Raw genomic sequence first — 12,597 nt, forward strand, 5'->3', positions numbered from 1 at the left:
AAAAAATAGAATGCATTTCACAAAGACAATTCTGCAAAGCGAAACGGGTTCCGCGAAAATGAGATCTGTTACGGTAGATGCGGTTTGCGGAGCAACGCTGCAACGGCGGGTGCCAGGGCCTCCGCGCCGAATGTTTCGGGTACAACCATGCGATATCGCGCTCCTGCGGCGAAGTCAGCGATGGAAGGATAGCTGGTGAGAAGCGCGTAATGCGCGCGGTAGAATCGGAGCCTGCGCTGTATCGGTTTGCCGTTCTCTCATGACCGAGATGGACGTCCAGCAAAGTGAAAGCTGGCCGTGCGCGCCGGAGGCGTTTGCGCGCTTCCTTCACCGAGCGGCAATGCGCCGCTGCGCATCCGAGATCGGACAATATTCTTTGAAAACGTCAGCCTGAAGCAACTCATCCTCAAGGATGAGCGCCGGGTGTTTCCAGGGAGCTTTTGAGGCCGCCTGCGATGACGGAGGTGAGAATGAGCGGGGTGTCCGCTGCATAGCTGGATGAGCGGAATGAGTGTCCTGACCGGAAATAATCGCCGACGGAGAGGGTTCCGCATTAATTCGAGCCCTGGCCTCGCGCCTGATGCGCGCCGTTCCTGCGTCATTCTGGTATTTGGAATAGACAAAACAGGATGTTGATAATTGTTTCGCCGCCTAGGAAAGTGCGGGAGCTGTGGCTATCCGCTGGAAAACTGAGCTGATGAGATTGAGGTGCATGAAATGAGCCTGCGCATGAAATTTTGCGGCGCCGCGGGCACGGTCACGGGCTCGTGCTACTGGATCGAGCATGACAAGGGCGCCTTCATTGTCGATTGCGGCATGTTTCAGGGATCGAAGACCTTAAAGGAGCTTAATTACGGCGCGCTTCCATTTCCGGCTGACAGGGCGGATTTTGCTCTCCTGACCCACGCCCATATCGACCATAGCGGGCTTTTGCCCAAACTCATGGGCGATGGCTTTCGCGGCAAAGTTTTTGCAACGCAAGGAACCCGGGATCTGCTGCAGTTTATGCTGCCCGACAGCGGTTACATTCAGGAAATGGAAGTTGCCTTCCTGAATCGGCGCAACGCGCAGCGGGGCCGTGAAGCGGTGGAGCCGATCTATACGGCCGGAGACGGCGAGGCGGCGGCGGACAAAATCATCGCGTGCGACTACCAGCGCTGGTTCGAGCCGGCATCGGGCGTGCGCGCGCGTTTCTGGAACGCCGGCCACATACTCGGCTCCGCCTCCATCGAACTCGAGATTGAGACCGGAGACGACAAGCAGCGCATCATGCGCCTTCTCTTCTCCGGCGACATTGGGCCTGATCACAAGCTGTTCCACCCGGACCCGGACGGGCCCAGCAATCTCGATTATGTCGTCTGCGAGGCGACCTATGGCGCGCGTAAACGGCCTGAGCTCAAACCCGACGCACGCCGCAAAGTGCTCGCTGGCCTCGTGCGCAAGGCCATGGGGCGCGGCGGCGTGCTCGTCATTCCCGCCTTCAGCGTCGAGCGCACGCAGGAGCTGCTCGCCGATCTCAGCCTGTTGATGAAGAAAGGCGAGATTGAGGAACGGGTCGTGTTTCTGGATTCGCCCCTCGCCATCAAGGCGACGGAGGTTTTCGAGCGCCATGCGGAAGATCTTGAAGATCTTGGCGCCAATGGCGAACTTTTCCGCAACCCTTCGTTTCACTTCACGCGGACAGCCGAGGAGAGCAAGGCGATCAACAATTACGCGAATGGCGTCATCATCATCGCCGCCAGCGGCATGTGCGAGGCGGGGCGCATTCGTCATCATCTGAAACGCCGTTTATGGGATGAAAAGAACACGGTGCTGCTCACGGGCTATCAGGCGCCGGGCACTCTGGGCGCAATCATCGAGGCCGGCGCCAAAGCCGTGCGCATCCAGGGCGAGGAGGTGCGGATCAAAGCCCATATCGAGGCGACCGACATCTATTCCGGCCATGTAGATGCGGACGGTCTGTTTGACTGGATGATGGCGCGGCGGCCGGTGACGCGCGGGGTTTTTCTCACCCATGGCGAAACCGAAGGGCTCGATGCGCTGCGTGATCGTCTTGTTGCTGCCGGGTTTGAGGAGGATCGGGTCATCATCCCGCATCTCGATGACGAGGTTGATCTTCTGGGAAAAGGCGGCATCGCCAAACGCGCCGGGCCGCGCCGTCTGGGCCATGAAGCGGTGATCCATCCCGACTGGCACAATGATCTGGCGAAGCTGTCTCTCGATATTCGCGAGGCCTTGGAAGAGGCCGCTGATGAACGCGCGCGCAATGTGATCTTGCGCCGTTTGCGCCGCGCCCTTGAAGAGGAGTAGGCTGCCAGGCGCATGTAGTTGACCTCGATCAATAAGCGCGGCCGCATGCAAGGGTAGCCTCGACTTTTCAGGAGGGATCCACATGGCGCTGAAATCGATTTTTATTCCGTTTTTTGAAGAGAAAGCATCGGAAACGGCGTTCCGCGCTGCGATGATGCTCGCCAAGGACGATAAAGCGCATATCTCGGCGGCGCATATGCGCGCGCGGCCGGCGCCCCCGGCCAATGTCTATTTTCCGCTGGGCGGCGTCTCGACGGAATTCACTGAAAATTTCCAGAAAGCAGAAGACCAGCTTGCGGACAGTTTGAAGGCGTTGTTCGCGAAGCTCTGCGAAGAGACCGGCGCCGGGGCGGTCAAAATGGAAGAACGCACGAAGGATCATGGCGTGACGGCGTCATGGACGGAAATGGAAGGCGATCCGCTTTCCGATTATGCGCGCCGGGCGACGGCCTTCGACCTTTCGGTGCTGGCCGCGGCCGGCGACGATTCTACGCCTATGGAGGAAAGCATCGCTGAAAGCCTTCTCTTTCAGTCGGGTCGCCCGGTGCTACTGTGTCCGGCGGCCGGTATTGCGGCGGCGCCCGAGAAAATCGTCATTGCCTGGAACGGCAGCGAGGAGGCGGCGCGCGCCGTCGGCGCGTCGCTTGAACTATTAAAAGAAGCGAAAGAGGTGATGGTGATCAGCGTCCGCAAGAGCGGCGCGCCGTTTATCAACACCGATGAGATTACCGCCTATCTGCGCCTTCACGGTGTCAATGCAGCGCGCACGAAAATCGAGGTGACCGGCGATGAAAGCGTCAATGCGCGGCTCGATGCGGAAATCCGCGAGGAAAAGCCGGATCTCTTGGTGATGGGCGCCTATTCGCATAGCCGCTGGCGCCAGGCCGTGCTCGGGGGTTTCACCCGTCACATGATACATGAAGCGAAACTGCCTGTGCTGATGATGCACTAGGAGGAGGCCGGGGCTTTTTTCTCTGCGGCGGCGACGGTTTCCTTCACTTTGAGGAAACTGTCGGGATTGACCGAGATCGACGTAATGCCGTTCTCAACGAGGAAAGCGGAGAATTCCGGATAATCGCTCGGCGCCTGTCCGCAGATGCCCACCGGGACGTTTTTCGCGCGCGCTTTTTCGATCAGCTCGGCGATCAGCGCCTTCACGGCCGGATTACGTTCGTCGAAAAGCGGGCGAAGGCTGGCGCTGTCGCGGTCGATGCCGAGCGTCAATTGCGTGAGGTCGTTTGAGCCGATGGAGAAGCCGTCGAACCGGCTGGCGAACTCACTCGCGAGCACGATGTTCGACGGAATTTCCGCCATCACATAGATTTCAAGTCCGGTCTCGCCGCGCCTGAGACCGTGAGCCGCCATTTCTCCGATCGCCTTATCGGCTTCTTCGAGCGTGCGGCAAAAGGGGATCATCAGTTTGATGTTCGTGAGGCCCAAGGTTTCTCTCGCGCGTTTCATGGCGGCGCATTCCATGGCGAAGCCGTCGCGATAATCGTCGTGATAATACCGGCTGGCGCCGCGCCAGCCGATCATGGGGTTGTCTTCTTCCGGCTCGAACTGTCGTCCGCCCAAAAGGCTCGCATATTCATTGGTCTTGAAATCGCTGAGGCGCACAATGACGGGATGCGGGTAATGCGCCGCCGCGATGCGCGCCACGCCGCGCGCCAGAAGATCGATAAAGTATTCCTTCTTGTCGGCGTACCCCGCCGTCAGTTTCTCGATCTCCGCCCGCGCCGCCTCGTCTTTCAGCGTATCGAAGCGGGCGAGGGCGAGAGGATGAATTTTGATGATATCGCTGATGATGAATTCGATGCGGGCGAGGCCGACGCCGTCGCTCGGCAGCCGCCACCAGCGATAGGCGGCCGACGGGTTCGCCATGTTGAGCATGATCTGCGTGTGCGTTTCCGGCGCGGCGGAAAGATCGAGGTCCTCCACCTCGAAGTCGAGGAGACCGTCATAGACGAAGCCCGTCTCGCCTTCGGCGCAGGAGACAGTGACATCCTGCCCGTCAGAAAGAACTGCTGTCGCGTTTCCGGCGCCGACTATGGCGGGCAGGCCAAGCTCGCGGCTGACAATGGCGGCGTGGCTGGTGCGCCCGCCATGATCGGTGACGATGGCCGCGGCCTTTTTCATGATCGGCGCCCAGTCGGGGTCCGTCGTCTGCGTCACCAGCACCGAGCCTTCTTCGAAATCGGCGATATTGTCGGCGCTGTCGATGCGGCAGACCTTGCCGCACGCGATGGCGTCGCCGATGGCGGCGCCCTCGAGCAGTTTTTCGCTGCGGGACTTGAGGCTGTAGGTTTTCAGCGCGCCGGCAGCCTTTCGCGCCTGCACGGTTTCGGGACGCGCCTGCACGATGAAAAGTTCGTCCGTCTCGCCGTCCTTCGCCCATTCCATGTCCATGGGCCCGCCATAATGATCCTCGATCTTCACGGCCCAGCGTGCCAGCGTCAGGATTTCCTCTTCGTTGAGAACGAAGCTGCTGCGTTCTTGCGCAGACGTTTCTTTCAACGCGACCGGGCGTTCGCCTTTCTCCGCATAGACGAGTTTTTCTGTCTTGGCGCCGCATTTACGGCGCAGGATCGGCGTCAGCTTTTCATTATCAAGAAGCGGTTTGAAGACTTCAAACTCATCCGGATCGACCGTTCCCTGCACCACAGTTTCGCCCAGCCCCCATGCGCCGTTGATGAGAACCGCGTTTGGAAAGCCGCTTTCCGTGTCGATGGAGAACATCACGCCGGATGAGGCGAGATCGGACCGCACCATGCGCTGAACGCCGACAGAGACGGCGACATCGAGCTGGCCGAAGCCGTGATTGCGGCGATAGCTGATGGCGCGGTCGGTATAAAGTGAAGCGAAACATTTGCGGCAGGCCTCCACCAGCGCTGCGTCGCCTTTGACGTTGAGGAAAGTCTCGAGCTGGCCGGCGAAACTCGCTTCGGGCAAATCTTCGGCGGTTGCGCTCGAGCGCGCAGCGACGCTTGGGGATGCGCCGCCTTCGCCAAGTTCGTGATAAGCGGCGATGACGGCGTCTTCCACATCGCGCGGCATGGCGCCGGCGAGGATCATTTTGCGCACGTCCTTGCCGACCTCCGCCAGGGCGTTCTGGTTTTCCTCAAATTCTTTCAGCTTACGCGCCAGCTTTTCCTCAAGATTGTTTTCCTTGAGGAAGAGGCGATAAGCGGCTGCGGTTACGGCGAAACCGTTCGGCACATTGACGCCAGCCGAGGAAAGGCTTCGCACAAGCTCGCCGAGGGAGGCGTTCTTGCCGCCGGCGCGCGCGCCGTCTTGTCTCGTGATGTCGGAGAACCAGGCGATGTAATCGGTCATGATTGTTCCTCGGCGTGGCGGCGGGCCAATGTTTCAATGACATCCGCGTCCGTCAATTGCGGAAAAGAACGATACCAGGAACCCACGGACCAGAAAGGATAGGGCGTTTCAAAGGCGATGACTTCGTCTGAGATTTTTTCCAGCTTTTCTATTGTATCGCGCGGCGCAACCGGCACGGCGACGATAATGCGTGCAGCGCCAGCCTTGCGCATGGCGGCGACGGCGGCTTCCATGGTGGCGCCGGTGGCGAGACCGTCATCGACGATGACTGCGGTGCGGTCTTTCGGTGAAAGCGCCGGACGGTCTTTCATATAGAGTTTGCGGCGCCGCTCGATTTCAACGAGCGCGGAATCTTCAGCGGATTTAATATAGCTCTCCGGCGCATTAAGTTCGGCAATGATGTCTTGATGAAGAACAATTGTGGGCGCCGCACCGTCCACAACCGCCCCAATGGCGAGTTCCTGACGCCCAGGCGCGCCAAGCTTGCGCACGAGGATGATATCTAGCGGCGCATCGAGGCGTTTCGCGACTTCATCGGCGACCGGCAGGCCGCCGCGCGGGAGGGCGTAAACAACGGGTTCGGCTTTCGCAAAGGAAAGCAGTTTTTCGGCAAGCTGTCTTCCGGCATCGCGCCGATCCCTGAACAAAGGAAAGCTCCTTCCTTCGCTGCTACAACCAGTAAGTTAACCGCGCCGGCGCGTTTCAAGCTTGATCGGGATCAGTTTTTTCCGCCATTGCTGCGGGGCGGCGGAGGAATTCCCGCTGCAGAATCGCAAAACCCGGCAGCAGCGGCAGCCACAGCGTCAGCCCGCGATAGATAAGCGTGATGGTAAGGGCGTCCTCCACGGAGACGCCGAAGACCGATAGGCTGGCGATCATCCCCGCTTCGAAGGTCCCAAGTCCCATGGGAACAGGGCCGATCGTGGCGGCGATGGAGGCGGTGGCGACGGCGATGAAGCCAGTGAAGAGGGGTACGGGCGCACCGATGGCGTCCGAAATCAGCATCACAGTAAGACCGTCCATAACGCGCGATGCGAGCAGCAATAGCGCCAGTTTCGCGAAGAGATGCGGCATGTGGCGGATGTCGGCGATCGCGGCGCCCAGAAATTCCGCCGCTTTCTGCGCAAAGCGCCGCCCCGCGAGGAAGGCGGGCATGGGCGCCGTGTAAAGAATGGCGAGGCCGGCAAGCACGGTAAGCAGTACGAAAAAGCCTGCGAAGGCCGACACGCTCGCCGATAGAGCGGGCGGAGCGTTTTCCGCCAGTGAAAGTGCAATGAGGCTGATGATCGCCGCGCCGAGAAAAGCGAGAAAATAGGCGGAGGTTGTGAAGACGAAGGTGCGGAACGCCGCCTTGTCGGGTACGCCGCGCTGCGTCAAGGCAAACAGAAAGAACGCGGCGCCCGACAATCCGCCCGACGGAATCGCCTGATCGGCGAAGAGTTTGGCAAAGGAGAGCGGAACCAGCGACATGAATTTGAGCGGCGTTCCGGTGCGGCGCAAAAACAGAAACCAGACAAAGGCGGTAATGAGATAGGGCAGCGCCTGCACAGCCACGGCGCCGAAAAGCGGCCCGGCTTTGGCGTTCGCCGCTTGTCTTGCGAAGGTTGTTATGTCCCCGGCATGGGTGATGAAGAGGATGAGCGCCGCCAGCGCTGCAATTCCCGCGAGAAGGCCGGCCAGCCATGGCGCACGTCGCCGCAAGGAGCGCCGCGTTTCGCGCGAGCCCGATGCTTCCACGTCTTCTTTATCCGGCGCGTTGTCATGCATAAGCCGGCGTTCCTTCGAGCTTCGCTCGCAGTACCCGCGCGCGCGGCCGCGCGATCAATAGCTTGTAGAGCTCGCCCGCGAAGACGACCGTGGCGCCGAGCCCGAAAACAATCCCCCATTCGTAAAGCGGCACGGGACTGATTTCGAGAACGCCGCTGAGGCCCGGCAGGTGCATGGCGAGAATATGCGTCAACTGCGCGCCTGCAACCCCGGCGATCAGAATCGGATTGGCCCGGAAAGGAACGACAAACGCCGAGCGCGTCTCGGAGCGGCAGTTGAAGGCGTGGAAATTATGAAAGGAAACGAGGAAGAGGAGCACCGTGTTTCGCGCCGCCGCGACGTCGAGTCCGCGTATCTCATGCAGATAGTAATAGAGCCCGAAGGAAAGAACGCTCACATAGGCGCCGATGACGAGACACTGCTCGATCATCTGGCGATTGAAGATCGGTTCGCGGGGCTTGCGCGGCGGACGATGCATCAGATCGGGCTCTTTCTTTTCGAAGGCGAGCGCCACATCCTGAATGCCTTCGGTGACGAGATTCATCCAGAGAATTTGGACGGCGGTGAGCGGAATCGGCATGCCGAAGGCGAGGGCGAGCACGAAGATCATCACCTCCGTGACGGCAGTCGCGAGCAGGAGCCAGACGATCTTGCGGATATTGTCATAGGCGGCGCGGCCTTCCTCGATCCCGGCGACGATGGAGGCGAAATTATCGTCGGTGATGATGAGATCTGAGGCTGCGCGCGCCACATCTGTGCCGCCGGCGCCCATGGCGACGCCCACATGAGCGGCTTTTAGCGCCGGCGCATCGTTTACGCCGTCGCCCGTGACGGCGACGAAATGACCTTCTTCCTGAAGCTCCTTGACGATGAGGGTCTTCTGCGCCGGTTCGACGCGGGCGAATACAGCGGCTTCGTTGACGCGCCGGCGCAGCTCCTCGCCTTTGAGCTTCGCCAGTTCCGCGCCGGTGAGCGCCGTGTTCGGCGCCCAGGACGGATCGAGCTGGCGGGCGATGGCGAGCGCCGTTTCCGGATGATCGCCGGTGATCATGCGCACATCGACCCCCGCCGCCCGCGCGCTTGCAACCGCCTGCGCCGCTTCCTTGCGCAAAGGATCGATGAGACCAGCGAAACCGAGAAACTCAAGATTGTTAAGGTGATGTTGTTCAAGCGGCGTTTTGCCTTGGGGCGTCGCGCCTTGCGCCACTGCGATCACGCGATATCCGGCGGAGGCGAGGCGGTGCAGGTTTTTTTCCGCAGACTCCCGGTCGACGCCGGCGCACATATCGAGGACAATCTCCGGCGCGCCTTTCGCCGAAATGAAGCCGTTCTCCGTTTCGATGTCGAGAGAGGCGGAATAACCCTGCTTCGGCTCGTAGGGGAGAGACGACTGCTGGCGATAGGCGGCGTGAAGATCTTTTTTGCGGGCGCCGAGTTTTTCCGCCAGCACCAGAAAAGCGATGTCGACGGAATCGCCGCGCGCCTCGACGACGCCTTCAATTTCGGCGACGTCCGCCTCGTTGGTGAGCGCGGCTGCGCGCGCGAGCCGCTTGATTTTTTCGAGATGGCCCGGATCGCAGGCCCCGCCGCTTTCGGCACGCAACTCGCCAGAGAGCTCCAGCCCTTCGCCGCTGACGTCATACTCTGCGCCATCCGGCAGGATGAGTTTTTTCGCGGTGAGGCGGTTTACGGTGAGCGTGCCGGTCTTGTCGGTGGCGATCAGCGTGCAGGAGCCGAGCGCCTCGACGGCGGGGAGGCGGCGCACGATGACATTGCGTTTTCCCATGCGCGAGGAGGCGACAGCGAGCGTCACCGTGATCGCGGCGGGCAGGCCTTCGGGGATCGCCGATACGGCGAGTGCGACGGATAGAAGGAAAATATCGCCGAGCGGCGCGCCCTCAAGGTAAAACGCAACGCCCAGCAGCGTCGCGAGGAAAACGATAAACGCGCCGATGCGCGCGGAGAATGTTTCCATGCGGATGAGCAGCGGCGGTCGGGCGCCCCTGGCGCCGAGCATGGTCGCGATGGTTCCGATCGCTGTCGCCTCGCCCGTGGCGCAGACGATGCCAGTGGCGCGTCCCGCGACCACCATCGAGCCTGCAAGCGCCATGTTGCGGCGGTCGCCGAGCGGCGTTTCCTCCTCGAGAGCAGGATCGCTTTCCTTGGCGACGGGTTTCGACTCGCCGGTGAGGAGCGATTCGTCGATGCGTAAATCCTGCGCGGAGGCGAGCCGCAGATCGGCGGGCACGACCGAACCGGATTCGAGATGCACGATATCGCCGAGAACAAGATCTTCAATATCGACGATGCGTCGCGCGCCGCTGCGAATGACCGTAGGTTTGATACGCAAGGTCTTCTTTAGGGATGCGGCGCTCTCCTCCGCGCGCCATTCCTGAAACGCGCCGATTACGACATTGATGGCGACCACAATGAAGATGAAAATGCTGTCGGTATTCTCGCCCAGAAAAAGCGCAATGGCGGCGGCGGCGAAGAGAATGAAGGTGAGCGGGTTGTTGAGCTGGCGGAGAATGATAAGCAGTCGCGACGGGCGGCCCGCTTCAGGCAAGCGGTTCGGCCCGTATTTTTCAAGCCGCTGGCCCGCCTCCGCCTCCGACAAGCCCTCTACAGTCGCGTCCACCGCTGCGAACGCGTCGGAAATCGTAAGGCTATGCCAGGGTTTCCGGGGCGTCAGGGGCGCGGGTTGCTTCACCATGCCTAAAACGTCGCATCGTTGGGCGGCTTGCTGCAGATCATACCGCGCCTATATCGTTCATATCTATTTTGGGAGCAATCCGCCTGCCTCAGGCAGATCTTCCCGAAAGGCGCATTATGAAACTTCCAAAACGCACCACCTGGTTTTTGATCGCTGACAGCGCGAAATCGCGTATCTTTGAAAGTTCCGGTCCTGGCGGGACGTGGACTCTGGTTGAGGAAAACGCCGACGAAGATGCGCGAAAACCCTCGCGCGATCTCGGGCGCGACCGTCCGCCGCGGGGACGCACGATCGGCACGGGCGCCCCTTTCTCTGTTACCGAAGCTGACGACCACGAAAAGGCGGGGCAGGAATTTCTATTTGCGCGTGTTCAAGACATCGTGGAAGCGGAGAAGAAGGAACGCTTCGATCAACTCGTCGTGGCTGCGCCGCCTGCGGCCTTAGGCGTGATTCGTAAAAAGCTTCCCGCGGATACCACTGCGAAACTGATCGGGGTTTACGACAAGGATCTCACCAATGAGACCGCGCAGGATCTGCACGACTATTTCCTCGAGAAACTCGAACGCTGGTAAGGGCGGCGTCTTGCCATAAAGGCGGATTGACGGCCGTCAGCCCGCTTGTTCCCGCGCGATATAGCCATCGATGACATGTGACAGCACGGTCATGGGAACGTTGCCGCCGAGAACCACGGCGTCATTGAAGCGGCGGAAATCGAATTTGTCGCCGAGCGCGGTTTTCGCTTTTTCGCGCAAGGAGACAATGGCGGAATGGCCCACCTTGTAGCCGCAGGCCTGACCCGGCCAGGCGCAATAGCGGTCGACCTCGCTTTGCACTTCATCCGGATTTGAGCCGTTATGCTCGACGAAAAAGTCGATCCCCTGTTGACGCGTCCAGCGTTTCGCGTGGAGGCCGGTGTCGACGACGAGGCGGCAGGCGCGGAAAGCGAGAGACTGCAAGTAACCGAGACGGCCCACCGGGAAGTCGTCATAGACGCCGAGCTCGTCGGCGATCTGTTCTGCGTAAAGCGCCCAGCCTTCGGAATAGGCGTTGAAGGCGAGAAGCGAACGGATCAGCGGCTGCTTGAACGTATATTCGCCCTGCCAGACATGGCCGGGGATCGCCTCGTGATAGGTGAGGTCGGGCAGGGTGAAGCGCCGGTGAAGATCGGGCGTCCGCAGATTGATCCAGAAATGCCCCGGCTGTTTGCCGTCGATGGAGCCCGCGCCGCCATAGGCGCCGGGCGCGCCAGCCTCGACATCGGGGGAGATGCGCGTCACTTCGAGGAAGCCGGGAACGAGAGTTTCGAAGGCTTGCGGCATCCGGGCGCGAATGTCGGTCAGCGTTTCTTCTATGAGCGCCATGATCTGCGCGCGGCCTTCGTCGCCCTCGGCGAACTGATAGCGCGGATCGTCGTAAAGCGCCGCCATGCGCGCGCCTACGAGCCCGTCCGTATAACCGATGGAGCGCAGGATCGGGTCCATCCGCGCCTGCAGGCTCGCCAGTTCTTCAAGCCCCATTTCATGCACTTCGTCGGGCGACATGGTCGTGGTGGTTCCGGCTTTCAGCGCCCATGCGTAATAGGCCTCGCCCTCGGGCTGCGCCCACACGCCGGCATTGCTCGTCGCGCGCGGCGCAAGCGCTTCGAGCGCGGCGGCCTGACGTTCCAGCGCCGGTCCGATCTTCGATTGCGCAATGGTTTTGGCTCTAGCGGCGTAATCGCCGCCGAACGCCGAAGCCCGCGCGGCGAGCGATGTCACGATGCCCCATTGGTCCATCGGCAACGCCAGCGCGCCGCGCAACTGGCCGAGGGTTTTGGTCATCAGAAAGTCGGCAAGGATGACTCCGCGCTCTCCATCTGCAATGACGCGTTCGGTTTCGCCGTCGAGCTGGCCCGCATAGGCTTCCATGCGTTCGAGATAGGCGTCGGCGTCTTCCGCCGTTTCGATGGAATGAGAAGAGTCGAGAAAGCTCGGGATTTCGACAAAGGCGCCAGTATTCTGGGCGACGGCATAGGGCGCGTTGCGATAGGACCAGTTGGAATTCAACAGCGCCATGTCGCCATAGGGAAAGTCGAATCCTTCGGCGGCGCTTTCGAGGACGGTCCTGACGACGTCGATGTTGAGCGCTTCATCGGCGGGAAGTTGCGCCGTGTCGATCTTTTGCAGTTTCGCAAGTGTGTCGCGCACCATGCTCTCGATTTTCGCCTGACCTTCCGGCGAACGATCCGTTAGCTGCGATTTCAAGGCCGCATATTTGCCTGTGTCGATCCCCGCGCTCGACGCGCTTTCGGGATAGGCGGTGAGGATGCGATCTGTAATATCACTGAGAAGACTCCCTTCTTTCTTCGCGACGCTACTGGAGCAGGCGGGAAGGGCGGCGATGGCGGCTGCTGCGGCGGAGGACTGAAGAAGGGCGCGGCGTGAAAGGCGCATGATGAAGCTCCCGGAACTGACGGCCGGTCGCTTATATCCTAT

The 12,597-nt window shown here is 60.8% G+C and carries 8 protein-coding genes; 3 read left to right on the forward strand and 5 right to left on the reverse strand.

What is annotated here, in order from left to right; translation table 11 throughout:
• Positions 1-717 precede the first annotated feature (717 nt).
• A complete protein-coding gene (locus ACQY5P_RS19065) occupies positions 718-2,310 on the forward strand; it encodes an MBL fold metallo-hydrolase (RefSeq protein ID WP_428408463.1) in 1,593 nt (530 codons plus the stop codon).
• Between the two features lie 82 nt (positions 2,311-2,392).
• Positions 2,393-3,262: a universal stress protein gene (locus ACQY5P_RS19070; RefSeq protein WP_428408464.1), complete on the forward strand. Its 870-nt coding sequence runs from the start codon at positions 2,393-2,395 to the stop codon at positions 3,260-3,262.
• Here the strand turns inward: ACQY5P_RS19070 and ppsA are convergent.
• From ppsA to ACQY5P_RS19090, 4 genes are read right to left on the reverse strand one after another with little or no spacing between them, the layout of a single operon-like run.
• A complete protein-coding gene (ppsA, locus tag ACQY5P_RS19075; protein ID WP_428408465.1) occupies positions 3,259-5,643 on the reverse strand; it encodes a phosphoenolpyruvate synthase in 2,385 nt (794 codons plus the stop codon). The two genes, ACQY5P_RS19070 and ppsA, sit on opposite strands and share 4 nt — an antisense overlap.
• The gene (locus tag ACQY5P_RS19080; protein ID WP_428408466.1) at positions 5,640-6,290 is read right to left on the reverse strand and encodes a phosphoribosyltransferase; all 651 of its coding nucleotides are present in this window, start codon (positions 6,288-6,290) and stop codon (positions 5,640-5,642) included. Before ACQY5P_RS19080 ends, ppsA begins: the two co-directional genes overlap by 4 nt.
• A 55-nt stretch (positions 6,291-6,345) precedes the next feature.
• Positions 6,346-7,410: a lysylphosphatidylglycerol synthase transmembrane domain-containing protein gene (locus tag ACQY5P_RS19085; protein ID WP_428408467.1), complete on the reverse strand. Its 1,065-nt coding sequence runs from the start codon at positions 7,408-7,410 to the stop codon at positions 6,346-6,348.
• Positions 7,403-10,123 (reverse strand): cation-translocating P-type ATPase, encoded by a 2,721-nt coding sequence (locus ACQY5P_RS19090; RefSeq protein WP_428408468.1) that lies wholly within the window; start codon positions 10,121-10,123, stop codon positions 7,403-7,405. Before ACQY5P_RS19090 ends, ACQY5P_RS19085 begins: the two co-directional genes overlap by 8 nt.
• 116 nt (positions 10,124-10,239) lie before the next feature.
• Between ACQY5P_RS19090 and ACQY5P_RS19095 the strand changes: the two genes are divergently transcribed.
• A complete protein-coding gene (locus ACQY5P_RS19095; RefSeq protein WP_428408469.1) occupies positions 10,240-10,695 on the forward strand; it encodes a host attachment protein in 456 nt (151 codons plus the stop codon).
• Between the two features lie 36 nt (positions 10,696-10,731).
• Here the strand turns inward: ACQY5P_RS19095 and ACQY5P_RS19100 are convergent, their stop codons facing one another.
• Positions 10,732-12,555, reverse strand: coding sequence for a DUF885 domain-containing protein (locus ACQY5P_RS19100; RefSeq protein ID WP_428408470.1), 1,824 nt, complete (start codon positions 12,553-12,555; stop codon positions 10,732-10,734).
• Positions 12,556-12,597: the final 42 nt, after the last annotated feature.

Origin of the sequence: Hyphococcus sp. (genome assembly GCF_965267305.1) — a bacterium.
Taxonomy (GTDB): domain Bacteria; phylum Pseudomonadota; class Alphaproteobacteria; order Caulobacterales; family Parvularculaceae; genus Hyphococcus.

Excerpts from the sequence above, each read along its gene's own strand:
- ACQY5P_RS19065 (WP_428408463.1), top strand. The coding sequence starts at position 718 with ATGAGCCTGCGCATGAAATTTTGCGGCGCCGCGGGCACGGTCACGGGC.
- ACQY5P_RS19070 (WP_428408464.1), top strand. The coding sequence starts at position 2,393 with ATGGCGCTGAAATCGATTTTTATTCCGTTTTTTGAAGAGAAAGCATCG.
- ppsA (WP_428408465.1), bottom strand. The coding sequence starts at position 5,643 with ATGACCGATTACATCGCCTGGTTCTCCGACATCACGAGACAAGACGGC.
- ACQY5P_RS19085 (WP_428408467.1), bottom strand. The coding sequence starts at position 7,410 with ATGCATGACAACGCGCCGGATAAAGAAGACGTGGAAGCATCGGGCTCG.
- ACQY5P_RS19090 (WP_428408468.1), bottom strand. The coding sequence starts at position 10,123 with ATGGTGAAGCAACCCGCGCCCCTGACGCCCCGGAAACCCTGGCATAGC.
- ACQY5P_RS19095 (WP_428408469.1), top strand. The coding sequence starts at position 10,240 with ATGAAACTTCCAAAACGCACCACCTGGTTTTTGATCGCTGACAGCGCG.
- ACQY5P_RS19100 (WP_428408470.1), bottom strand. The coding sequence starts at position 12,555 with ATGCGCCTTTCACGCCGCGCCCTTCTTCAGTCCTCCGCCGCAGCAGCC.